We start from the raw sequence: 23247 nt of genomic DNA on the forward strand, positions 1-23247 counted from the left end.
GTTTACATTTGCCAAGGAAAATGGTTTGGATAATAGATTACCCAAAAGCTGTAAGGTTGTAGCGATTGGCGGAGGCCATGGGCTAGGACAAGTTTTAAAAGCATTATCATATTTAGAAAACAACCTTACTGCACTGGTCACAACTACTGATAACGGTGGCTCAAGTGGTAAAATTCGCAACGTTAGCCCTACGATAGCTTGGGGTGACATTCGAAATTGTATCGAAAGTCTTGCCGACCTTAACTCAGTTCAATCTAATTTATTTTCATACCGTTTCCCAGGAGAAACAGGCTTCGGTGGTCATGCGTTAGGCAACCTTCTGCTACATCACCTTTCCCAGTCTATTACACCATTAGGTGCTATTGAATATTTCAAGCACCAGTTGAATATTAAAGCTAATATTTTACCAATGCTTACGACTGAAAATGATTTGTTAGCCATTTATCCTGATGGCAAGTCAACAGTCGGTGAGTTGCAAATTGATTCGAATCCTATGATCCCAACGGCTTTATCATTGATTAAGCCAGCAACAGGTTTAACAGAAGTTATGGATAAAATCGCTTCTGCAGATTTAATAATTTTCGCTCCAGGTAGCTTTTTTACCAGTGTTGTTCCCAGCTTGCTTATTGAATCGTACTCTAAAGCCATTTCTAATTCTAAAGCTCGACTTGTATTTATAAATAATCTAACTGTTGAAAACAGCTCTGCAGCTTATCTTACTTTTTATCAAAAGAAACAATATATTGAGGGTTTTCTTAACTATCGAAAAATCGATTATTTAATAGAAAATGCATCTGTATTTTACAAATCAGATAACATTATACGACGACCATTAATTGATGTTGAAACAGGCCTACATTGTCCAGATTCACTGCGCTTTGCCTTATCTGATATATCTCTATCTGAAAAACATGTGGCATGAGTCAAAAATTCGCAACATAAGAAATGTTTCAAAATGGTTTGATATATGTAAAATGTAGTATTCTAAACGGAGTTTTTTTTATGAAAAAAGTATATCATTCTATTTTGTTAACTGGATTATTCTCTAGTCTATTTGCTTGTGGTGGAGGTAGTAACTCTAATGATAACGGTCCAAGTGCTCTAACTTGGCAAAAGGACCAATTTTCACCTGCAGCAAGTTTTAAAAATTTTTGCGCTAAGCCCAGAAATGGTAATTTCCCAGATAAACAAGGCTCTGATCAACATGAAAAAATGTGGCTACGGTCTTGGAATGATCATACTTATCTTTGGTATAGAGAAGTTGAAGATAAAAATCCTGCTAATTTCAGTGTAAAAGACTATTTTGCACAATTAAAAACTACAGCTAAAACCCCTAGTGGGAATAATAAAGATCGATTTCATTTTTCTATGCCTACTGAGAGGTGGCAAAAACTCAGCCAAGGCGGAGTTTCATTAAGTTATGGTGCCCAGTTTGAGCTGATTAATAGAGCTCCTCCTAGAAAAGCTGTAATTGCGTATACCGAACCAAATTCTCCTGCTGCTCAAAATGGACTAGCGAGAGGAGATGAGATAGTCTCAATTAATGGTAAAAGCTTTTCTACCACTAATGATGTTGAGTTGTTAAATTCAGCGTTATCTCCTAACTCGTCAAATAGATCTTACAATTTTACATTTGCCAGAGTTGATGGTACGCAATATACCGTTAGTTTGACTCCGAAGGAGATTACAACAACACCAGTACAGAACGTTAAAACACTTGACACCGCGACCGGAAAAGTTGGCTATTTACTATTTAATAGGCATATTCGACCTGCAGAGGCTCAGCTTAAATCAGCGTTCGATAAACTCGCTTCAGAAAAGGTTTCGGATTTAGTTGTTGATTTACGATATAACGGTGGCGGTTACTTAGTATTAGCAAGTCAATTGGCTTACATGGTCGCAGGATCCGCTAATACCAATAACAAAACATTTGAGCTGAACACTTTTAATGATAAACACCCTACTACAAACCCTGTTACAGGCCAACGTATTTTACCGTTCGGTTTTTTTAATACAGGGAAAGGGCTGTCATTAAGTAATGGAACGCCCTTACCTTCATTGAATTTAGATAGAGTGTTTGTACTAACCTCAGATGATACTTGTTCTGCAAGTGAGGCTTTTATAAATGGACTACGTGGTATTGATGTCGATGTTGTCCAAATTGGTGGAAAAACTTGCGGTAAACCTTATGGTTTTTATGCTCAAGATAATTGTGGTGAAACGTACTTCACCGTTCAATTTAAAGGCTCTAACCATAAAGGGTTTGGTGACTATGCTGATGGCTTTGAACCTGATCAATCTCCAGTTGTGAATGGAACGCAGGTTCCTGGGTGTCTAGTTAAAGACGACTTTAGACACCCTCTTGGGGATAAGAATGAGGCAATGTTAAAAGCAGCATTGGATTACCGTATCAATAAGACCTGCCCTAGTCTTCCGAGCAGTTTTGGTTTTGCAAGTAAGACTAATACAAATGACAGTGATAATGAGCAATTAAGTATTAAAGAACCAACACAAGATTATTTACGTTTTGTGCTACAAAATAGAATAATTACTGAACGTTCGGCGAATTAATATGAAGTTAAACAAACGCTTATTTATGCCTTTGTCCTTGCTTTTATCCTCTTGCGCAATATCGCAAGAGGATAAAATATATCCTGCTGTGCTCGTTGACGCCCCTACAACCCTTCATAAACTGGAAATAAAACTTGCTGAATTACTCAATAAATCTCAAGTTACTTTGAAAAAGGATGCGTTTCAAACAAGCAATCAAGTCATTATTGAACGGCCTTTTTACAAGGATTCTAGTGGTAGATTGATTGATGGGAGAAGGATGGAATTACCAACAGTAGTTTTGTTGTACAAGCAAAATGGACACTGCTTTATAAAAGTACATGACCAACTTCATCCAATCTCTGAAATATCATGTAAAAAAATACCGCCACAATAATGAGGCGGTATGACTTTCTGAACTAATACGCTTTATCTAACTAAAAACCGACTAATTAACGATCGAACTTCATTTGTCGTTTTTTCTAATTCATTCGAGGCATTCTTAGACTCTTCGGATGATTTTTGAGTTTCTTCAGCACTATTCGATATTTCTTGGATCCGTTGATTAATATGGCCAGCTACGTGGCTTTGTTCTTCAACAGCGGCTGACATTTGCATAGACATATCAGTGATATTTCTTACTGCAGAAGATATTCCTTCTAAAGACTTTGATGTATTTTGAACAACTTCTACCCCATCTTTAGCTATGTTTTCTCCAGCTACAGCAGCTGATACCGCACTATTGGCATTTGCTGACAATTCCTCAACAACAGAATGAATTTGCTGTGTAGACTCACGGGTTTTTGCAGCTAACGCACGGACTTCGTCAGCGACAACACTAAACCCTCGCCCATGTTCACCAGCTCGAGCAGCTTCAATTGCAGCATTCAAAGCAAGCAAGTTAGTTTGTTCAGCAATAGAGTTAATCAGGTCTGCGGCTTGACTAATTTGAGTTGTTGATTGTGCTAACTGATTTACTGTTTGTGAAATTGATGAAACTGAAGTATTGAGTTCAGAAATTACTTTTAGTGACTGTTGAGCTAACAACTCACCATCATTAACATTCGTTAAAGCTGATTCAGCGCTAGATGCATTTTGAATTATTCTTTCTGATACTTCATTAATCGCTTGTGTCATTTGATCGATAGCAGATGCAACTTCCTCAGTTACCTTTCTCTGTTCACAAGCTTCTATCGCGGTATTAGAAGCCTTAGTTGTGGTAATTGAAGTTAATTCATCCAGTTTTACAACCGAATCATTAATGCGTGTAAGTGCTGTTCTATTTCGAGCATATTCACAAGCAAGAATTAATTTTCCTACGGCACTGACCGGATCGCCACCAAAATAACTCTGTGCAACAATTTCATTGGCATACACACCGGGTACCAATTTAGTTACTTGCTGCCATTCTAGTTTTCTTTGATAGGCAACCCAAAATAAAGATACTAATCCTGTTGCAATAAATAATGCTGATAATGTTGGTCCGTATTGAATGCCAGTAATAATTGCTGCTGCACTACATGGTATTGAGATCCCCATTGTACGCTTGGCAAACCTTGAGCATGATTTAAATAGAGAAACAGGCACTTTATTAGCGCTTATCCGGCGATATAATTTTGCCGCTCTTTGCTTTTCTTCTGGTGTGGCATTTACCCTTACAGATTCATATCCTATTAAGGTTCGATTTTCGTATAGAGGGGTGACAAATGCACTTACCCAATAAAAGTCACCGTTTTTCCGTCTATTTTTTACCAAGCCCATCCAGACATTGCCACTTTTTAACGTTCTCCACATTTCGTGAAAAACAGAAGCAGGCATATCGGGATGACGGATAATATTATGCGGTTGTCCTATAAGTTCTTCGGTTGTAAACCCGCTTACATCTATGAAGGCTTGGTTACAATGAGTGATATTTCCATGAGTATCTGTAGATGATATCAATTGATCATTTTCACTGATTATAAATTCTTTATCCGTAACTGGAAGATTTGCTCTCATTGTTATGCCGTATTTTTATTATTTATCATTTGTCCTTTTGACAGTAATCGGCATTAAAATATAAAACATAAGGAATTTAAAGTAGAACCGATATAAAAATGTCATATAAGCGTATTTATCGTACATTTGTGCTGTGAATGACTTAAGAAAGTAGATTTCTAGAGGTGCCACTTTATTTATATTCAACTAGGAATAGAAAGCGAGCACCTCAATTATTAGTATTTTGTTATGCAATAACCAAGAAACCTACAAAAGCTAAAATTGCAGCAATCAGTGCATAAGGGAGTTGTGTTATGGCATGGCTCATTAAATTACAACCTGAACCTTGAGCGGCCAATACTGTTGAATCAGAGTAAAAACACGCTTGGCTACCAAAAGCTGAAGCTGACAATAATGCCCCAATTACAAGTGGTATATTAGCATCTAACGAGTATGCCAATGGCATTACAATCGGAATAGTTACTGCGAATATTCCCCAACTAGACCCTGTTGCAAAGGCTAATATCGCCATTGAGACAAAAACAATGGCGGGTAATAATTTGGGTGTCATATAACCCGTTAATGAGTCGATCACAAATTGCGGTAGCAGTAACTGATCACAAACTTCTTTAAAGATAAACGCAGCAACAACAGTTCCAATCGCAGGCAGCATACTTTTAAAGCCGTCAAACATTTGATCTAACATCTCTGAAAGAGTCATTAGTTTCTGGAATGCGTAAAATGGAATCGTGACACATAGTGTGGCTAATAGCCCTTTCCATATATCGATTTCAAAATAGATGGTGAAACCAACCAGCAATAGAATTGGCACTAGGAAGTTATATAACTTTCCTTTAGGTTGTGCATGCTTGAATTCTTCTTCAATGGCTTTAACTGCGTAATCATCAGAAGTATGAACATCATCGTTTGATCCGACTTCAATCGATTTACCTTTCTTGGCCATTAATTCCGCTTTTTTCATTGGGCCAAAAGCAGGAATAACACCCAATATTACTAAAAGTACTACAGCAACAGAGAGCCAAGCATATAGCATGTATGGTATTGCCGAAGCATACACTGCAATGCCCTGTCCAGCATCAGCAACGCCATTATCGACGAGTAATCCACCAAAATAGACGGCCCAAGTTGATAAAGGAACGAGAACACAAATTGGTGCTGCAGTGGAGTCAACAACATAAGCAAGCATTTCCCGACTTACTTTAAATTTGTCAGTAACTCTTTTCATTGATTCACCAACAGTTAAAGCATTCAAATAGTCGTCGATAAAAATTACAATCCCTAAGATAAAAGCCATAAATAAAGAGCTTTTAGGACCTCTTGTAAACTTTAAAGCGGAGTGACCAAAGGCACTTGCACCACCGGTTCTGACCAAAAGACCGATAAGAGCACCAAATGAGCCGCATACTAGAATCAGCCAGCCTATAGTCTCGTCTTGCATTACTTTTAATGAGATATCAGAAAACGACGTTAAAATGGTTTCAATGTTAGGGTTTAGTATTATCAATCCTGAAATAGCACCAATAATCAATGCTAATATGGGCATTCTTAACCAAATTGCTAAAACCAAAACTACCAGCGGCGGGATCAAGCTTAAAGCTGATGGCTCAGTCATTAATGTAATTCCTCTGTTTTTGTTATTTTATATTTTAAAAAAGCGCAAAATAAATCTGATGCCGAATAGAGTCAATAAAAATTTAAACACCGACGATAATTATTCGCCGGTACTTTGTTTACAAAAATTCAGTGGGAATATTCAGGGTTACTGAATCAAGTTTTTCTAACTGTTGTAGGTGAAGGTCTACCTTTGGGAATACCTGATCGAAATAGAATTGGCAAAAATAACTTTTTTGTGTAAAAAAAGACTCAGAAACAAGATTTGCCTTTTCAAGCATTTCAAGCCAGAAGTAACCATAAATACAATAGCCAAAAGCATCTAAGTAGTTAACAGAGCAGGCACTGAGTGCTGAAGGCTGTTTTGATACTCTTGATTTAATACTCTCTGCCACGTCTACTAATTTTCCGAATGCCTGAGAAACACTTGAAATAAACGATTCAGGGACATTTTTGAAGTTCATGAGATTAGTTTTCATTTCTGAAACGAACAATCTTAAGGTATTTAAATCATCGGCTAATATTTTACGTCCCAGAAAATCATTAGCTTGAATGCCATTAGTGCCTTCGTATATTTGAGCAATTCTAGAGTCCCGCACTAATTGCTCGATGCCTGTTTCCCAAACATAACCATGTCCGCCGAAGACTTGTTGCGCCATAACGCAACATTCTAGTCCACGATCACTAAAAAAAGCTTTGGTAACAGGAGTTAATAACTGAGCAAACTTTGAAGAATGTTTAGCTTCGCTAGCGTCCAAATATTGTGATCTATCTAAATGTAACCCAGTGAAGATCGCCAAGGCTCGACCAGCATCAGTTAATGTTTTTATTGTGAGCAAGGTTCTTCTAATATCACCATGTTCGATTATACTGCAAGACGAGCATTTCTCACCAGAGATTAAAACGGTACTCCCCTGTTCGCGTTCTTTTGCATATTGGCTTGCTAATTGATAAGCCATTTCGCCGTTGGCTAAACCTTGAATGCCAATAGATAGACGCTCATAATTCATCATTGTGAACATGCAAGCTAGGCCTTTATCTTCAGAACCAATTAGATATCCCGTAGACTCTTCGTAGTTCATCACACATGTTGATGAGCCATGGATACCCATCTTATGTTCTACAGAAATAGCTTTTACGTTATTCTGTTCGTTAACATGCCCCTGCTCATCACTCAAAAACTTAGGAACAACGAATAAAGATAGTTTGTCACTACCTTTTATTTTTGCTAAGACCAAATGGATGATGTTGCTCGTTAAATCTTGGTCTCCACCAGTAATAAATATTTTGGTACCCGTGACCTTGTAAGTATCATCATTTTGTTTAATCGCTTGTGTGCGTATATGTCGTAAATCAGAGCCTGCGCCAGATTCAGTCATCGCCATTACACCTGCCCACTCACCACTGTACAATTTGGGGAGGAATTTCTGTTTTATTGTTTCGTTGGCGTGAGCATTAATACAAAGAGCCGCTCCCGCTGTTAATGAGTTATAAAGAGAAAAAGCATTTGAAGCACTGTAATTCATTTCATCTACACAAACACCTAGCATTTTAGGCATTCCCATCCCTTGATGCTCAGGATTACCACAAAAACCTACCCAGCCACCTTCTGCAAACTCTTGGTACGCTTCTTTAAATCCATCAGGTGTTTTCACAATTCCATTGTCAAATGCTATGCCTTGTCTATCGCTATTTGCGTTAATCGGCTTAATTCGTTCTGATGAGAATTTACTGGCTTCTTCTAGAATAGCGGAAGCCGTTTCTAGATCTAAGTTGTCTTTGATATAAGGAAATGTCTGCCAATGATTTTGTGCATTAAACACATGTTTGAGCAGAAAATTCATTTCAGTTAAAGGTGCATGATATGGATACATATTCTTCTCATTTTTTATTCAAACATATGTTTTAATTTATGATTTTTATGAATAAAAAACAAGCAGAATTAGATGGGAAAATTTGGCTTAAGCGGATAGGCTTTCAAATTAATGGACATTTGGAATGCCCATTAAAAGATTACAAATGGAGCATTTCTTTGATAAATGGGATGGTAAGTTTACGCTGGTGTACCATAGATGCTTTGTCCAACTTATCGAGCACATCAAATAAGGTTCGAAGATCTCGTTGCAATCTGTTCAACAAAAACTTACCAACATCTTCAGATAATTGTAAACCACGCATTTCAGCACGTCGTTGTAGAGCACTTAATTTGTCTGTGTCTTCAAGTGGCAATAACTGATAATTTAGTCCCCATTGAAGTCTAGAGGCTAGATCTTGCAGGAGGAAATTCGCTTCTTTTAATGGTTTACTAGAACTGACAATTAGACATGATTCTTTCGAGTCAGCCACACGATTAAAAAGATCAAATACTGCTTCTTCCCAGATTGGATTTCCTGCAATCGCATCAATATCATCAATGCAAACTAAATTGACGGCCTCAAGACCTTCAAATAAATCCGGAGAAATACTGGCATGAATGCCAAGAGGAATATAAAAGCTTGTCCTATCATTTTCGTTGGCATGAGCACAAGCCGCATGCAATAAATGAGTTCGTCCAGATTTGGCTGGCCCCCATAGATAAATTGCAGCTTCGTTTCTTCCGATTGCGGTGTCATGTAATTTATGAATTAATTCATCATTACCGACTGTTGGGTAATAACTATTAAAGGTTTCATCATCGGGCAAATATACTGGTAATGAAAGCTGTAATGGTGAATTAAGATGCACTCAGTTTATCCTAGCTCTGAAAGATCAACGACATTGTAACATGGCAGCCAGTAAAATCTATTCACTCAATTCCCCATCCAAAGGTAAGTCTTAGATTCAGATTCATCACCTAAAAAATCTTGGTTAGATTTTAAACGAATGTTGGGATCCTGTTTGAGTACGCGATCTAAATCTTGAGTACTTCCATACAAAGAAAGGCTTAAAACAAGTTTTTCGCCTTGTAATTTATTGACTTTGACTGATTTTATAATCGCTAATTGGCTCAAATAACGTTGGAGTTCAATGCTTTGTTTAAGGCTGATAACTTGCGTAAATTCGATGGAAACAGCTTGTTGTTGATCAACAACTGAAATTGAATATTCATTTGAATAGTATTCAGCTAACTGACTTACTAGGTCTTCTACAAATTCTTGTGGGTCTTGATATATAGAGGACTGTTTAATCAAAATTGGACGTCGTACGCCATCCTGAACTGCAGGATACAATTGAAGATGATATTGATATCCTGCATCATTTTGCGTGATATTGGCTAAAACTAGGTAATCAACATTGTATTTTTCAGAAACCTTTGGAAAAGCATCAATAAAATAACCCTTTATGTCGGATTCAGAAATCATACTTAATTCAGATAAATCAAGAACTGGAAGTATTATTGGCAATGCTTTTTGCTCGGCTATTTTCTTTAGCTTTATAACAAGTGGTTCTGTACTAGAATCACTCAATATTTGTTGGTTGGCAGTAGAATCAAAAGATAGCCATAGTAAAGAAATTGGACGGTTACGCTCCCATATTGGCACTTTGGCATTGCGTAACAGCTCAATGAGTTTTGATTCATCAAAGTTAACCATCAATTTTAATTTATCATCTTCATTCAAATAAGAATATTGACGCAAATAGCTGGTGGGTTTCACTAATGCAGCTTTAATAGTAGGGTTTGTTAAGGTCTCTTTAGAACCTGTATTTTTAACAATAACTATGGCTAACGCTTGACGTAATGCATTTCTTCTTTCTGAAAAGCTTTGAGAGGATACTAATATTTGAGTTTGGCTTAATCCTTCGACAGATACCGCATTTGCAGTTTGTTCGAAACTAATAGAAATGAACGATAAAACTACTAATAGTAAACAGCGCTTATAAGTCATTGTTAGTATTGAAAGATATTATGTAAAGTGTACGCAAATTCTAACATAGTGTTATTGATACACAATCATTCAAGTGTAAAAACATTTTAAGTACAAACGTTATTAAAATATAGCCATAAAAAAAGCCGCAAAGCGGCTTTTAATGGGTTACTCAGCATCATCTGATTTATATTTATCAGCCGTTTCTTTGATGATTGGTTGAAGTTCACCTTTTTGGAACATATCAACAATAATATCACAGCCGCCAATTAACTCGCCTTCAACCCAAAGTTGTGGGAAAGTTGGCCAGTTAGCATATTTAGGTAATTCAGCACGAATATCTGGATGTTGCAAAATATCCACGTAAGCGAATTGTTCACCACAGTTAATCATGATTTGTGCAACTTGAGATGAAAAACCGCAACTTGGTAACTTTGGTGATCCCTTCATATATAAGATGATTGGATTTTCAGCGATTTGCTGCTTAATTTTGTCAACCGTTTCCATAGTGTTTCCTATTACAACAACATTGTCTAATAGCTATTGTACTTCAGCAGCAACCATAACAAAAACCTATTATTTTTGTGGGTTTACAGATGAACTAATTTTTATCCATTAACGTATAAATTTAGCAATCAATGATTCACATCAATGAATTTATAAGTACAATAAGTATCTGTGAGCATACTTAATTTAAGTCAACGGAGATATAACTAATGGCTTTTGAATTACCAGCACTACCTTATGAAAAGAACGCACTTGAACCGCATATCTCTCAAGAAACTATTGAATACCATTATGGTAAGCATCACAACACTTATGTTGTTAAGCTAAATGGTTTAGTTGAAGGTACTGACCTTGCCAATAAATCACTTGAAGAGATCGTTAAAACTTCAACGGGTGGCATCTTCAATAACGCAGCACAAATTTGGAACCACACGTTCTACTGGCACTGCTTATCTCCAAATGGTGGTGGTGAAGCAACTGGTTCAATCGCTGACGCAATCAATGCTTCTTTCGGTTCTTTCGAAGAATTCAAAACTGAGTTCACCAACTCTGCTATCAATAACTTCGGCAGCTCTTGGACTTGGTTAGTTAAAAACGCTGACGGTAGCCTAGCTATTGTGAACACCAGCAATGCTGCTACTCCACTTACCGAAGAAGGTGTTACGCCACTTCTAACTGTAGATTTGTGGGAGCACGCTTACTACATTGATTATCGCAATGTACGTCCTGACTACATGAATGGTTTTTGGGCATTAGTTAGCTGGGAATTTGTTAATGCAAATTTCGCAGGTTAACTAAGCTGAGACGATCTAAAGAGGAGCCGATGGCTCCTTTTTTATTGCATTAAATAATTTTTCGTAAATAGACCCTATTATCTGTTTCTAAATAACGAACGAACCCCAGTCTTTCGTAAACAAGGATATTTGGATCATTGAATCGTGCTTTACTCACAACCTGTGAACCTTTAGTTAATGGTTCAATCACTAACTGTTGGATTACTGATTCGGCGATAACATCTTCTTCGTCCTCATACCAAAGAACAAATTCTTCAATTACAAGCTCATTGTCATTGTTTTTCATTGAAATGTATCCGATATCGACATTTTTATATGAAATAATTTTTGAGTGAGCTTGGTAGAATTTACTTCGTTTTATTCTTTCAAATTGTGCTTTGTCATCTTGGTAAGGCCATAAGTCATTTAAGTGCTGTTTGAGCTCATTGACATTAAGCAGATTGACGAAGTTCCAATCCTGAGATTTGGCTTCACGGTACATAAGATCAGGCATATTTAACCTCTAAGCTTTATTAGACTTGCCTGTCAAAGGATTATTGGGTCCGTTAATTTAAAGCCTAGCAATTGATCTTATGTTGGTTGTGAAGTGTAAGTTAAAGTTACTTCATTCGAGACTGTAAATTTCAAACATGGAATCTAAAAATTTTAAGCTGAAAATCTCCCTTTCTGACTCTTTGAGGCTTTAGTTAATAAATATTAACTTGAACATCTAGCTCAGTGTTATTAAATCAAGGTCTTAAATACTAAAATAAAGCCTACTTATGAGTACGCAACTCCCAACAATTGAAGCGGTTCAGGATATCGATTTCGAACGAGAAAAAGAGTTCAATAGTGTGACTCAACGTGTTGGGTTCGAATATACAGGTGCTGCATTTGATGTTTTCTTTAATGTCGTTTCTGTTGGGGCTTTAGCTGTGCTAGATGGTGCTGTTCCTTTCTCAGTCGCGCTTCAAGTTTTACTGGTTGTATTTTTTACAATGGCTAATCATGGTCTTAGGGCTATTGCACCAGAACAAGTTAAAGATAGCTATGTTGGTAGTTTTACTCTTGATGCTATTTCTTTTGGTTCAATTTTTGTTGCCCCTTCCTGCATAACATCACCAACGGGGGGTGAATCAGTTTTAAGAAAATTTTGCTGCTTTTTAGGCGCCAAAATGGGTGAAGAATTAAATGTACTCACAATGGAATGCTTTGAAGTTAAAAAAGGAACGACGAAGTATTTTGTTGGAAGGCTTGCTGCCAGATTACTTGGTGGGGCTGTAGCAACATGGAGTTTTGATTTATGTGCCAATACATTGAATGGTCGATTACTAACACTTCCTAAAACTGGCGACGAATTTAAATTTGAAACAGGAAGTCCGCTCAAAAATAGCTCACATGAACAACCAATACCTCAAGAAAACCTAAGAACGATTAGGCAGGCGACTGAAGAAGCTACAACTGATCTACCAACAATTGATGTTGATACTGTTGTAGAGTGTGTGAAACCCGAAGAGCATACATTCAATACTGGTGAGTCAATATATTACTTCAATGCGACTAATATCAATCTGGGGAGTCTTAAAAATATCACTTTTGAGGTAGATACGAATATGTTATGTAAGATGACAATTTATGCTCGTCATATACCTATTAATATCTGTGCTACTACAAGTGAAGCTTACATGTGGGCAAATGACAACTGTGTGGAAATTGTACAATGCTCAAATGGTAAAACAGGCATTTTTCAAAAGTGCTTTTTATATGAAATGGGGAAAGGAGGACCCTCTTGCTTCCAACCACACGGAGTTACTTTGACTTATCACTTACTAGAACTACATGAGCAGTCATTCCATAACATTCCACTTTGCCGAGTACAACAATCAGCAACATCCTCAACACCCACACCAAGTTCTACACAAAACTATACAATGCTCGCTAATTTACTAAGCAGCACGCAACAAATAGATATTTCTGAAGACATAACGGCTTATGCGTCCAGTGACTATATGTATTTACATTTAAGTTCTACCGATGTTATGGACGATATCATTAATACTCTGCTTTCATCTGAGCTTGTTACCAAAATTACTTCGGGTGATAGTAGCTACACAAGACCTTCATCTTCTCCCTCCCCTAGCCCAAATCCTAAAGATTGCACCAAAATATTCATTATCGTCGGTGGTATTGTGTTCACCTTGGTTGTTACAGGTTGTACCGTCAGCGGGATTTTGTACATGTTACGACGCTTACATCGAAAAAATGTAAATGATAGAAGAGTACTTGAAGATGTAGAGCTAACAGTTCTTGATTTGTCTGGAGATAGCACCATCACTAAACAAAACCCTTTATATGATGAAGAGCAATTTATTCAAGATAATTCTGAATACCCAAAACATAACGAACCTGTAGATACTGCCCAATTTGAAAAATCAGTACCACAACTGACAAATCCTCCTTTTGTTGCTGATGATGCTTATGAAATGGAATCTGATATAGATTTTCTGGTTAAAGCAATACAGAGAAAAGAACGTGAGGCTCTTGAGGCTGAACACACATCTACTTTAAGCACTACACCACAACAAGCAGAATCTTTACCTAATGAAAATCAAACAGCTGGAAGTGGAGATTCAGCTTCAACCCATGGAGACAACTCTCTATCAGCAGAAGAGCCTCAAACCACAGACTTAGATGATGACGCTTATGACCAAGTCTCTTTAGATGATAAAAAACAATTGATCCCAGCGGACGCATAAGTGTGAATGAAGTTAAAAACAAAAAGCCGCTCTAATGAGCGGCTTTTCTGAATGATGGCGGAGGAGCAGGGATTTGAACCCTGGAACGGGATAAACCGTTGCCGGTTTTCAAGACCGGTGCATTCGACCACTCTGCCACCCCTCCGAACGCCGACAAAGATACCTATCTCTAATTATTTTGTAAATGATAAATTTCATTTTTTTGACTGTTTGATTGCAAAACCATCAACCAATAAAAGTTGGTTGTGTAGTGGACTCGTCTTTTAGATAAATAAATGAGAGTTAACAAAAAGAACAAAGTAAATATTGAATCACAATCCAGTTTGTTAACTTAGATGAATATTGATTGAATAGGTTACTAATATCAATCGCTAATAAAGTTGAAATGATATACAAAGCAAAAAGCCGCTCTAGTGAGCGGCTTTTCTGAATAATGGCGGAGGAGCAGGGATTTGAACCCTGGAACGGGATAAACCGTTGCCGGTTTTCAAGACCGGTGCATTCGACCACTCTGCCACCCCTCCGAACGCCGATAAAGATACCTATCTGGATTTATTTTGTAAATGATAATTTTAAATTTCGAACCCAATTGACCGCAAAAGCAGCAGAGCTGTTATTAAATGCTCAAAGCGAAGAAATATACGGCTAATATAGATGCACAATTAATTGTTACTCGTCACCAATGCAAGCCTTAGTACTGGATTAGTACTTATGATAATTTCGCATGGTGACATGCAATACAATTGTGATTGCCTCGGATATTCAATAATGAATTAACCCCCTGATACTTATTAAAGCGGTTAAACCTCCCAACAAATTGATTAAGGTGTTTAATATTACTTAATACCTGCTCCCGATACGCCCATGATATAAAGTTTTTTTCTTTCGTTAATAATTGTAAATACTTTTTAGCATTCTCTTTATCCCCTACCCTGGCATATGCCTCAGCTAACTCATAGGTAAATCCTAGTTGGCCGAAGGGCGCCAATTCCGTTAAAGGAACACATTCTTGTATATCTCGAGAGCATTTGGAACGTTCAAAGTTATTAATAACGGTTTGGGGTAGATTAGTTACTAGTGGCATACCTATATAGCTAGCACTCATCAACGCATACTCCCATCTATTTGGACCGTCTCGTGCTTTAAGAAGAGATTTTCTTGCGATTGACAAAGCTTTGCGCCAATTGTTTTCTGCCATGGCTTGCTCAATTAAAATCGTATTTAAGAAAAACAAGCGTTGAATATCTTTGCTTGGTTGAGATATCGAGTGCTGAAAATTGGTTATTAAGCTTTGGCCACCTGTTAAGTATTGATATTGACCATTTTCTGAAATCATTGCTAGCTTTAATGAAGCAATCAGATACTCGAGTTCAGATGATTGTCGATGTGATTTTTTCTTTTTTTCAATTTTCAATCGCTGACTAAGTTGATCTAAAACCTTTTTACGAACTGTTAGATCCTGACAAGATAAAGCACCTTTAAACATCTCCCATGTGTCTTCTAGCTTGACTTTTTTACATTGAAAATATGAATGATTCATCGTTTTAGGAAACAAGACATAACTTGTGTTATTGGCTTTTAAATGAGAAATCTGATTGGAATCTACAAAATTATTATTGCTTTTGCAGCTAATGATAAACAAAGAGCATGTAATAGAAATTGAATACAGTATGACGATAGGAAGTTTATGTCGCTTATGCATGGCTAAACCCAATTGCCGCTTAGCAAGGGAGTTATTCATGTTATGACTAACAGCCTTGAATAGCAATAATTGGAAAGCAAAAAGCCGCTCGATTGAGCGGCTTTTCTGAATGATGGCGGAGGAGCAGGGATTTGAACCCTGGAACGGGATAAACCGTTGCCGGTTTTCAAGACCGGTGCATTCGACCACTCTGCCACCCCTCCGAACGCGGTGAATAATATAGAGGTGAACTTTTCATGTAAAGACAAAATTTAATAATCCTCTCCCAATTGAACAACTATCAAACAGCGCTGCTGATATTTTGAGTGTTTTGTTGCTATATCAATCGTTTGAATCTATTGTTATCGCATTGAAAAAAATTCAAGGCAAAGGAAAGTCGAAGCTATGCTATCTGAATCTGTTCTACGCTTAATCCATACAGTTACTGATCTCGGCAGCTTTACCGCTGCAGCAAATCAATTGAACAAAGTGCCTTCAGCCATCAGTTACTCAATTAAACAAGCTGAAGATGAGCTTGGTATAAAAATCTTCGAACGACATCATAGAAGTGTCAGCCTCACTCCAGCAGGTTCACACTTTGTTCAAGAAACGCGAAATTTATTGCTTCAGCTTGAAAATATTAAATTAAGCACTCAAAGAATCGCGAATAATTGGCAGCCTAGTATTTCCATTACCTTTGATAATGTCCTTCGGGCAGACAAAATCAGTGCACTTATCAGTGATTTTTATAAGGCCTTTGATGATGTTGAACTAACGGTAAAACTAGGAGTATTTAACGGTGTATGGGAAAGTCTTGTAAGCGGGCAATCAGATATTGCAGTTGGTGCCACAACAGCCATTCCAAACGGTGGTAATTACAAATACCGAGATATGGGAAATATTGATTGGGTATTTTGTGTTGGATCTAAACATGCTTTAGCTAATGTTGATTTGCCTCTAACTGAAGAACAACTCCTTAATTTTCCTGTTGTTTGCGTTGAAGACACTGCTAGGGATAGCCAAAAGCGTGAGTTATGGCGCTTGCCTAATCAACGCAGAATTGTGGTACCTGATTGGATTCGAGCAATCAATTGTGTTGCAACGGGCTTAGCTGTAGGCTACTTCCCTTCTCATTTGGTTGATATCTTCATAAAGTCTGGCCGCCTCGTTGAAAAATCTATTGAAAATCCACTAAACAAAGAATCTTGCTGTATTGCATGGCATAGTGACAATCATTCTGATGCTTTAAATTGGTTAGTAGAATATTTTGGAGATACAGAAAATCTCAGAAAACAATGGCTAAGTTAACTACAAAAGTGAGCAGTTTTAAACAATTCTTCATGCTAGCTGTAGGATCAAAATTAATTAAAGTGTTAAAGTAGTTATCTAATTGAACTCTTAATAATAGATTTAATCTAAAATTAGAGAATAACTCGTTTCGTTATCAAGGAGAATGAAATGAATCAACAGACTGTTTATTCTAGCCGCGCTTCGACGCTAGAAGTCAACAAAATGCTTAAGAACACCTATATGTTATTGTCGATGACATTAGCATTTTCAGCATTATGTGCTGGGTTAGCAATGGCATTAAACATAAGTCCGCTTATGTCACTAGGTTTATCAATTGGTGGTTTAATCTTACTTTTTGTAACATTACGTAAAGCGGAAGGTGCTTCTGGCATCTTTTGGATCTTTGCATTCACGGGGATGCAAGGTGCCTCACTAGGCTACATACTTAACCATTACCTTGCGCTTGCTAATGGCCCTTCATTAATCATGCAAGCACTTGGCTTAACATCTGCTATCTTTGTTGGCCTTTCCTTCTATGCACTGACTACAAAGAAAGACTTCTCTTTCCTACGTGGATTTTTATTCGCTGGTTTGATCGTGATGATAGTTGCAGGTGTTGTAAACATCTTCCTTGGTAATAGCATGTTATTTATGGTTACCAATGCAGGTATCGCATTATTGATGACCGGTTTTATTTTGTTTGACACTAGCCGCATAGTAAATGGTGGTGAAACAAACTACATTCGTGCGACGATTTCATTGTATTTAGATTTCTTAAATCTATTTATCGCACTGTTAAATCTACTCGGTGCAAATAGAGACTAAAACTCTTAAGAATATTAAGCTAAAATGGCTCGCTTATGCGGGTCATTTTTTATTTAGATATGAGCAAATTTGTAATACAGGTAACTTCTCGTGCTTACGGTGATACTGCTTCATACAGAGCAATAGAAACAGCCAAAGCCATTATTGGCTCTGATCATGAATTAACTAAAGTCTTTTTTTATCAGGATGGTGTTTCTCACGCTAACGCCCTCCTTTGCCCTGCCTCTGATGAATATAATGTCAATCAAAAATGGCAAGAATTGTCTAACACGCATAACATCCCTTTAATTTGTTGTGTATCCGCAGCGCTACGTCGAGGTGTCGTTGCTGAGCAAGAAGCTGATGAAGAAGACCTGATGAGCTTTAATGTTAAGCCGCCATTTTCTATGGCGGGACTTGGTGAGTTAATCACCGGTATCGAAACTGCAGATAGAGTGATTACTTTTTAATGAAAAAGCTAACCATTATTTTTAGTTCAAACCCAGTAGAATACGCCAATGGGCGAGAAGGTCTTGATTTGACCATGCTCAGTGCTAGCTTTGATCAACAAGTGACAGTCATTTTTGTAAAGCAAGGCATATTGAACCTTGTGAAAGATCAAAAGCCCGAAGCCTATGGTAGCAAAGACTATATTTCCACCTTTAAAGCATTACCGCTTTATGATGTTGAAGACATTTGTTGCTGTGCTGATTCATTATCTTTATTGGGTTTGACTCGTTCCGACTTAAGCATGGAAACAGATGTATTAACTAAATCTGATATTGCAGATTTAATTGATCGTGCCGACGAAGTTTTGGTTTATTAAGGCTGATTATGAATTTACATATTATCCAAAAACAAGTCGATGCTCTGGATTTATGCCTGTCGTATACCCATGAGCATGATCCTCTTATCATCACCAGTCGTTTCTTATCTGAACTAATCATGAACCCTAAATGTATTGAAGGTAGAAAAGTCTTTATTTTACAAAATGATCTGGAAGCATCTGGATTATCAAATCGATTGAATCACTTCAACATTATCAATTATCCAGAATTTATAGAATTAAGCTTAACGTACAATAAGGTAGTAACTTGGTGAATCAATTAGAAATTAACGGCGAAATTATCGAAACAGACAAGCAAGGGTATCTGAAAGACTTTAGTCAGTGGACAGAAAACCTTGCCCCAGTCATTGCAGAAAAAGAAAAGATTGAATTAACGGATGCCCATTGGGAAGTAGTTAGGTTTGTTCGTGATTTTTATCTCGAATATAAAACCAGTCCGGCCATTCGAGCTTTGGTAAAAGCAATAGGTCAAAAACTTGGTGAGGAGAAAGGTAATTCAAAATACCTATACAAACTTTTCCCACTTGGCCCAGCAAAACAAGCTACGAAAATTGCTGGTTTACCTAAACCCGCTAGATGTATTTGAGTTTGTTTCGATCAAAGTAGTCTAGAAGAACGTATTGTAGCTGTAAGCAGTGCGATTCTTCATAACTCTGTTTACGACTTCTCTTCAAAATCAATACCTTTCGTTTATCTAATTTTACTTGATATAGAAGACCATTAAACTCTGCGCAAACTTCTTTAAGTGACTTGCTCTCTGCAAGTGATGAAAATATGTTGTGACACATGATATTAAAAAGATCTTCATGCGTAACGTCAAAGTGATCACCTTTCCAATCAACCGGTAATCGATATGCTAATGGTCCTGAAGCCGACATAAAAACTCCAATAAAAAAGCCTCATAAAGAGGCTTCTAACATTCGGTTAAATTAGACTAATAAGATTAGCCTAATTTTTCCTGTCCACCCATATACCCACGAAGCGCTTCTGGGATGCTAATTGAGCCATCTTCATTTTGGTAATTTTCAAGAATAGCAACCAATGTACGTCCAACAGCAAGACCTGAACCATTCAAGGTGTGTAATAGTTCGGTTTTCTTCTCAGATTTACCTTTAAAACGAGCTTGCATACGGCGTGCTTGAAAATCCTTCATGTTTGAACACGAAGAAATTTCACGAAAGGTATTTTGAGCTGGTAGCCATACTTCTAGATCGTATGTCTTACTTGCACCAAAGCCCATATCGCCAGTACAAAGGGTCATAACACGATATGGTAGACCGAGTAATTGAAGAATTTTTTCTGCGTGACCAGTAAGATCTTCAAGTGCTTGCATTGAATCTTCAGGTTTAACAAGTTGTACAAGCTCAACTTTATCAAACTGGTGCTGCCGGATAAGACCACGAGTATCGCGACCATAAGATCCAGCTTCACTGCGGAAACAAGGAGTATGAGCGGTAAACTTAATCGGCAATTCATCTTCGTTGACGATGCTGTCACGAGCCAAGTTAGTTAAAGGGACTTCAGCAGTTGGGATCAAGCTTAGCCCTTGCCCCTCTTCAGTAGCAGGTTTGGTGTGGAATAAGTCTTCACCAAACTTTGGTAATTGCCCAGTACCTAAAAGGCTATCAGCATTAACTAAATAAGGAACATAAGCTTCAGTGTAACCATGGTCACCCGTATGAGTATCTAGCATGAATTGTGCTAGCGCACGGTGCAGACGAGCAATTTGCCCTTTCATTACGATAAAACGTGAGCCAGTTAGCTTAACCGCATTTTTAAAGTCTAAACCTTCAAGCGCTTCACCAAGGTCTACATGATCTTTGACTTCAAAACTGAACTCTTTCGGGGTTCCCCAGCGACGAACTTCAACGTTTTCATCTTCATCATTACCAACGGGTACTGATTCGTCAGGCAAGTTTGGTAAGGTTAAAGCAATATCATTCAATTCATCTAATAGCTCAGCTAGCTCAGCTTTCTTGGCGTCAAGCTGCTCACCTAAATTACCCACTTGGGCAAGAATTGGCTGAATATCTTCGCCTTTCGCTTTTGCTTGACCAATGGACTTGGAGATCGAATTACGCTTCGCTTGCAGTTCTTCAGTTTCAACTTGTAACGACTTACGCGTTTCTTCAAGTTTAGTGATACGGTCAACGTCTAGGATAAAACCGCGAGAAGCCAACTTTTCTGCTGTAACTTCAACTTCATTACGAAGGTATTTAGGATCTAACATGATTCAATTCTTATTGTTTAAACACGAGACAAAATGAGCTGCTGACCAGCGTATACCATCAACAGGCATAAACTGACATTGAGCAACACGTTCATTAAAGCTTGTATAAGTTTCCCTTCTTGTATTAGTAGAAGGGTTTCGTTCGAAAAAGTAGAGAAGGTTGTTAATGCCCCCAACAAACCAACAGCAATCAATGCCTTTAGTTCATGAGAGAGATGAGAAACCTCTCCAATGGCAAAAACAACACCCATCAAAAACGAACCTATGATATTAACTGCAAGTGTACCAAAAGGAAATCCTGTTCCAAATACTTGAATCATAAATAATGAAATCAAATAGCGTAAACAAGCACCAATGGCTCCACCCATAGCAACAAATAGAAGATTATTCATAGCGCTTTACCGGACTTTGGTTATCCATATCCTGTAAAAAATTAAGTTTCTGCTTAATTCGTTTTTCAAAGCCATGTTCTGTAGGTTGATAAAAAGCGGCGTCTTTTAGCGACTCAGGCAAATAATTCTCGCCTGCAGCATAATGATTGGGTTCATCATGTGCATAACGATATTCAGCACCATAGCCCAGATCTTTCATTAAAGATGTTGGTGCATTACGAAGATGAACTGGCACATCAAGATCACCCGTTTCTCTAGCTAATGCTCTAGCTTGCTTGTAAGCGGTATAGACAGAGTTACTCTTGGGTGCACAGGCAAGATAAATAACAGCTTGGGCAATCGCCCTTTCCCCTTCTGCAGGACCTACTCGATGAAAACAATCCCAAGCATTCATAGCTACACTCATTGCATTAGGATCAGCATTACCGATATCTTCTGAAGCAATCGCTAGTAACCTTCGTGCCACATAGAGTGGCTCACCACCACTTTCTAATATGCGGCAATACCAATAAAGAGCGGCATCTGGTGCTGAGCCCCTAACTGATTTGTGCACCGCAGAAATCAGATCGTAAAATTGATCGCCTTTTTTATCGTAATTGGCAACTTGATGACCAACGACTTGATTTAAGATCTCAACCGTAAGTGTTGAACCTGTATCAGACATATCGGACATGAGCTCAAGGAGGTTTAGCGCTCGACGTGCATCACCATCACTATGATGAGCCAATTTTTCAGCTACGTCGTCAGGCAAGATGAGCTGTTTATCCCCTATCCCACGATCAGTATCTTGAATAGCTCTATTGCAGAGATCAATGATATCCGAATCTTGTAAGCTTTTTATTAGGTAAACTCTGGCTCGAGAAAGTAGTGCCTTATTGACTTCGAAGCTTGGGTTTTCGGTGGTTGCACCAATAAAAATGACAGTCCCGTCTTCAATATACGGCAAGAAAGCATCTTGCTGACTTTTGTTGAAGCGATGAACCTCATCAACAAAGAGCAAGGTTTGTTGACTACGAGATTGTGCAATTGCCTTAGCTTGTTCTATTGCAGCACGAATATCTTTAACACCAGACGAGACAGCTGAAATTCGCTCAACATGAGCGTTTGTGTACTGAGCAATTAATTCTGCTAATGTTGTTTTTCCCGTACCAGGCGGCCCCCAAAATAGCATGGAGTGGGCACGACCATTTTCTAACGACTTCCTCAACGGTTTATCGTCACCCAATATATGGTCTTGACCTAAATACTCAATGAATGACTGCGGACGCATCCGCGCCGCAAGCGGTCGGAAGTCGGGAGAGAAATCAAAAGTCAAACTGGACACTTAGCCCTCTATTTAATTCTGTGGTCGTTGATCGTCAACATCAACGTCTTTTGGTGGTACGAAATCGAATAAGCTGCTTTCTTCAGGGCTTAATGCTCTTTGCTCAGATAATGTGAACAAACTGATGTTCCCTTGCGAATCATGAATAGCAAATGATGAGATATCATTACCTTTAAAACAAGCATTGACCTTGGTTACATTATCTTGATTTGCTTTGGGAGTGATTCCGTAACACTGATCTTTTTTAACAACCGAATATTTATCCCAAGTCGCTTTATCTCTGTGAATCAATAGTGTCATCGGCGATGAAGCAGTTGCCTGATCAAGATCGAATATTGTTACTTCTTCTGCAAATGGGTTATATACCCAAACTGTATCTTTGTTCGCAACAATAAGCGACTCATCAGGATCGACAAGATTCCAATAAAGTTTACTAGGATTAGAAAGCGCGAAAACACCGGAACCATTTTGAATGACTTTACCGTTAATGTCAGTGACCTTCTGCGCAAACTGCGCATGTAGCGATTCAAGAGAACTCAGCTTCAATCTTAAGTCATCAGCATCGGAGGCAAAGCTTGATATTGAGAATAAACCCAAAGAACTAAGAAGTGTTATGGCAATACTTTTTTTCATTATAAA

At 37.9% G+C, this 23247-nt stretch carries 24 protein-coding genes and 3 tRNA genes; 11 read left to right on the plus strand and 16 right to left on the minus strand.

Going from position 1 to position 23247, the window contains the following annotated elements; genetic code table 11:
- Positions 1 to 25: 25 nt before the first annotated feature.
- The 3 genes from E2H97_RS08755 (at position 26) to E2H97_RS08765 (ending at position 2947) form a co-directional block, all read left to right on the plus strand.
- On the plus strand, positions 26 to 922 hold the full coding sequence (locus tag E2H97_RS08755) for a gluconeogenesis factor YvcK family protein (RefSeq protein ID WP_133406789.1): 897 nt from the start codon (positions 26 to 28) through the stop codon (positions 920 to 922).
- An 80-nt stretch (positions 923 to 1002) separates the two neighbouring features.
- A complete protein-coding gene (locus E2H97_RS08760) occupies positions 1003 to 2571 on the plus strand; it encodes a S41 family peptidase (RefSeq protein WP_133406790.1) in 1569 nt (522 codons plus the stop codon).
- Position 2572: 1 nt separating this feature from the next.
- Positions 2573 to 2947, plus strand: coding sequence for a hypothetical protein (locus tag E2H97_RS08765; RefSeq protein ID WP_133406791.1), 375 nt, complete (start codon positions 2573 to 2575; stop codon positions 2945 to 2947).
- A gap of 32 nt (positions 2948 to 2979) precedes the next feature.
- On the opposite strand, the gene E2H97_RS08770 is transcribed toward E2H97_RS08765, so the two are convergent.
- The 6 genes from E2H97_RS08770 to E2H97_RS08795 form a co-directional block, all read right to left on the minus strand.
- On the minus strand, positions 2980 to 4548 hold the full coding sequence (locus E2H97_RS08770) for a methyl-accepting chemotaxis protein (RefSeq protein ID WP_133406792.1): 1569 nt from the start codon (positions 4546 to 4548) through the stop codon (positions 2980 to 2982).
- Positions 4549 to 4774: 226 nt separating this feature from the next.
- On the minus strand, positions 4775 to 6160 hold the full coding sequence (locus E2H97_RS08775; RefSeq protein ID WP_133406793.1) for a Na+/H+ antiporter NhaC family protein: 1386 nt from the start codon (positions 6158 to 6160) through the stop codon (positions 4775 to 4777).
- A 118-nt stretch (positions 6161 to 6278) separates the two neighbouring features.
- Positions 6279 to 8033, minus strand: coding sequence for an acyl-CoA dehydrogenase family protein (locus E2H97_RS08780; protein ID WP_133406794.1), 1755 nt, complete (start codon positions 8031 to 8033; stop codon positions 6279 to 6281).
- A 139-nt stretch (positions 8034 to 8172) separates the two neighbouring features.
- Complete coding sequence (gene hda, locus E2H97_RS08785) at positions 8173 to 8883, minus strand: DnaA inactivator Hda (RefSeq protein WP_133406795.1); 711 nt, start codon at positions 8881 to 8883, stop codon at positions 8173 to 8175.
- A 65-nt stretch (positions 8884 to 8948) separates the two neighbouring features.
- On the minus strand, positions 8949 to 10025 hold the full coding sequence (locus tag E2H97_RS08790) for a DUF2066 domain-containing protein (RefSeq protein ID WP_133406796.1): 1077 nt from the start codon (positions 10023 to 10025) through the stop codon (positions 8949 to 8951).
- A 147-nt stretch (positions 10026 to 10172) separates the two neighbouring features.
- Entirely contained in the window at positions 10173 to 10511 is a 339-nt protein-coding gene (locus E2H97_RS08795; RefSeq protein WP_133406797.1) for a Grx4 family monothiol glutaredoxin, read from the minus strand.
- Between the two features lie 209 nt (positions 10512 to 10720).
- On the opposite strand from E2H97_RS08795, the gene sodB reads away from it, so the two are divergent.
- A complete protein-coding gene (sodB, locus tag E2H97_RS08800) occupies positions 10721 to 11305 on the plus strand; it encodes a superoxide dismutase [Fe] (protein ID WP_133406798.1) in 585 nt (194 codons plus the stop codon).
- Positions 11306 to 11354: 49 nt separating this feature from the next.
- On the opposite strand, the gene E2H97_RS08805 is transcribed toward sodB, so the two are convergent.
- The gene (locus E2H97_RS08805; protein ID WP_133406799.1) at positions 11355 to 11798 is read right to left on the minus strand and encodes a hypothetical protein; all 444 of its coding nucleotides are present in this window, start codon (positions 11796 to 11798) and stop codon (positions 11355 to 11357) included.
- 268 nt (positions 11799 to 12066) lie between these two features.
- Here E2H97_RS08805 and E2H97_RS08810 point away from each other — a divergent pair, with 268 nt between their 5' ends.
- Entirely contained in the window at positions 12067 to 14040 is a 1974-nt protein-coding gene (locus tag E2H97_RS08810) for a hypothetical protein (RefSeq protein WP_133406800.1), read from the plus strand.
- Between the two features lie 55 nt (positions 14041 to 14095).
- On the opposite strand, the gene E2H97_RS08815 is transcribed toward E2H97_RS08810, so the two are convergent.
- From E2H97_RS08815 to E2H97_RS08830, 4 genes are all read right to left on the minus strand, one after another.
- Positions 14096 to 14185: transfer RNA gene (locus tag E2H97_RS08815), tRNA-Ser, on the minus strand.
- Positions 14186 to 14474: 289 nt separating this feature from the next.
- Positions 14475 to 14564, minus strand: a tRNA-Ser gene (locus E2H97_RS08820).
- Between the two features lie 185 nt (positions 14565 to 14749).
- The gene (locus E2H97_RS08825) at positions 14750 to 15781 is read right to left on the minus strand and encodes a hypothetical protein (protein WP_133406801.1); all 1032 of its coding nucleotides are present in this window, start codon (positions 15779 to 15781) and stop codon (positions 14750 to 14752) included.
- Between the two features lie 74 nt (positions 15782 to 15855).
- Positions 15856 to 15945: transfer RNA gene (locus E2H97_RS08830), tRNA-Ser, on the minus strand.
- A gap of 181 nt (positions 15946 to 16126) precedes the next feature.
- Between E2H97_RS08830 and punR the strand changes: the two genes are divergently transcribed.
- The 6 genes from punR (at position 16127) to E2H97_RS08860 (ending at position 19248) form a co-directional block, all read left to right on the plus strand.
- On the plus strand, positions 16127 to 17029 hold the full coding sequence (punR, locus tag E2H97_RS08835) for a DNA-binding transcriptional activator PunR (protein ID WP_133406802.1): 903 nt from the start codon (positions 16127 to 16129) through the stop codon (positions 17027 to 17029).
- A 150-nt stretch (positions 17030 to 17179) separates the two neighbouring features.
- On the plus strand, positions 17180 to 17836 hold the full coding sequence (locus E2H97_RS08840) for a Bax inhibitor-1/YccA family protein (RefSeq protein ID WP_133406803.1): 657 nt from the start codon (positions 17180 to 17182) through the stop codon (positions 17834 to 17836).
- Between the two features lie 59 nt (positions 17837 to 17895).
- The gene (gene tusD / locus E2H97_RS08845) at positions 17896 to 18285 is read left to right on the plus strand and encodes a sulfurtransferase complex subunit TusD (protein WP_133408605.1); all 390 of its coding nucleotides are present in this window, start codon (positions 17896 to 17898) and stop codon (positions 18283 to 18285) included.
- A complete protein-coding gene (gene tusC, locus E2H97_RS08850) occupies positions 18285 to 18641 on the plus strand; it encodes a sulfurtransferase complex subunit TusC (protein WP_133406804.1) in 357 nt (118 codons plus the stop codon). The genes tusD and tusC overlap by 1 nt, the downstream gene beginning before the upstream one ends.
- Positions 18642 to 18649: 8 nt before the next feature.
- Positions 18650 to 18916, plus strand: coding sequence for a DsrH/TusB family sulfur relay protein (locus tag E2H97_RS19090; protein ID WP_133406805.1), 267 nt, complete (start codon positions 18650 to 18652; stop codon positions 18914 to 18916).
- Entirely contained in the window at positions 18910 to 19248 is a 339-nt protein-coding gene (locus tag E2H97_RS08860; protein WP_133406806.1) for a TusE/DsrC/DsvC family sulfur relay protein, read from the plus strand. Before E2H97_RS19090 ends, E2H97_RS08860 begins: the two co-directional genes overlap by 7 nt.
- Here the strand turns inward: E2H97_RS08860 and E2H97_RS08865 are convergent.
- The 5 genes from E2H97_RS08865 to lolA all read right to left on the minus strand — a co-directional run bounded on the left by E2H97_RS08865 (position 19235) and on the right by lolA (position 23241).
- A complete protein-coding gene (locus E2H97_RS08865) occupies positions 19235 to 19540 on the minus strand; it encodes a hypothetical protein (RefSeq protein WP_133406807.1) in 306 nt (101 codons plus the stop codon). The two genes, E2H97_RS08860 and E2H97_RS08865, sit on opposite strands and share 14 nt — an antisense overlap.
- Before the next feature lie 65 nt (positions 19541 to 19605).
- Positions 19606 to 20892, minus strand: a complete 1287-nt coding sequence (gene serS / locus E2H97_RS08870; protein WP_133406808.1) for a serine--tRNA ligase — start codon at positions 20890 to 20892, stop codon at positions 19606 to 19608.
- A gap of 17 nt (positions 20893 to 20909) precedes the next feature.
- Positions 20910 to 21284 (minus strand): fluoride efflux transporter CrcB, encoded by a 375-nt coding sequence (gene crcB / locus E2H97_RS08875; RefSeq protein ID WP_133406809.1) that lies wholly within the window; start codon positions 21282 to 21284, stop codon positions 20910 to 20912.
- Positions 21277 to 22608: a replication-associated recombination protein A gene (locus tag E2H97_RS08880; protein WP_133406810.1), complete on the minus strand. Its 1332-nt coding sequence runs from the start codon at positions 22606 to 22608 to the stop codon at positions 21277 to 21279. The genes crcB and E2H97_RS08880 overlap by 8 nt, the downstream gene beginning before the upstream one ends.
- 12 nt (positions 22609 to 22620) lie before the next feature.
- Complete coding sequence (gene lolA, locus E2H97_RS08885; protein ID WP_133406811.1) at positions 22621 to 23241, minus strand: outer membrane lipoprotein periplasmic chaperone LolA; 621 nt, start codon at positions 23239 to 23241, stop codon at positions 22621 to 22623.
- Positions 23242 to 23247 lie beyond the last annotated feature (6 nt).

The organism is Parashewanella tropica (assembly GCF_004358445.1).
Taxonomy (GTDB): domain Bacteria; phylum Pseudomonadota; class Gammaproteobacteria; order Enterobacterales; family Shewanellaceae; genus Parashewanella; species Parashewanella tropica.